Origin of the sequence: Rhodococcus sp. 05-2255-3B1 (assembly GCF_002258545.1) — a bacterium.
Classification (GTDB): domain Bacteria; phylum Actinomycetota; class Actinomycetes; order Mycobacteriales; family Mycobacteriaceae; genus Rhodococcoides.
In genome coordinates this window covers 1-751 of the sequence record NZ_NOZC01000028.1, presented here as the reverse complement: position 1 = coordinate 751, position 751 = coordinate 1, and the positions used below count along the sequence as shown (strand labels likewise).

The window sequence follows — 751 nt, the reverse complement described above, 5'->3', positions numbered from 1 at the left end:
TGCGTTGTTTGTGTTGGATTCCGGTTTGCGGCGGGTTCCGATCGGTGTGGTTGGTGAGTTGTATGTCGCGGGGCGGGGTGTGGCACGCGGTTATGTGCGACGGCCGGGCTTGACGGCATCGCGATTCGTCGCGTGTCCGCTCGGCCCTTTGGGTTCGCGGATGTATCGCACCGGCGATCTGGTTCGTTGGAATCACGACGGCGAGCTGGAGTATGTGGGTCGCTCTGACGATCAGGTGAAGATTCGTGGTTACCGCATCGAAATCGGTGAAGTGGAAGCAACACTCGCTGCCTTGACCGGAGTGGAGCGTGCGGCAGTGGTGGCCCGTGATACCGATACCGGCAAGCAGTTGATTGGCTACGTCGTACCTACCGAGGTGTCTGCGGGAATCGATGGTGGGGCGCTGCGCGAACGAGTTGCCGCGCGATTGCCTGCGTACATGGTTCCGGCCGTGGTGATGGTCATCGACGAGTTGCCGTTAACTGTCAACGGCAAGCTGGACAAATGGGCGTTGCCCGAGCCGCAATTCGCCAGCGGCGTTCACAGAGCGCCGTCATCTCCGGTTGAAGAAATTATCTCCGGCATTTTCACGAAGGTTCTCGACCTGCCGCGAGTCAGCGTGGACGACTCCTTCTTCGACCTGGGCGGCAACTCGCTCTCTGCGATGCGTGTCGTAGCCGCCGTGCAGGAAACCTTCGACTGTGAAATCAGCGTCCGTGCACTCATGGAAGCCCCCACCGTAGCGGGCCTG

1 protein-coding gene is annotated in these 751 nt (G+C 60.7%); it reads left to right on the top strand.

Going from position 1 to position 751, the window contains the following annotated elements; translation table 11 throughout:
* Nucleotides 1–751: phosphopantetheine-binding protein (locus CH249_RS16645; protein WP_141214695.1), on the top strand; the 751-nt coding region annotated here is incomplete at both ends.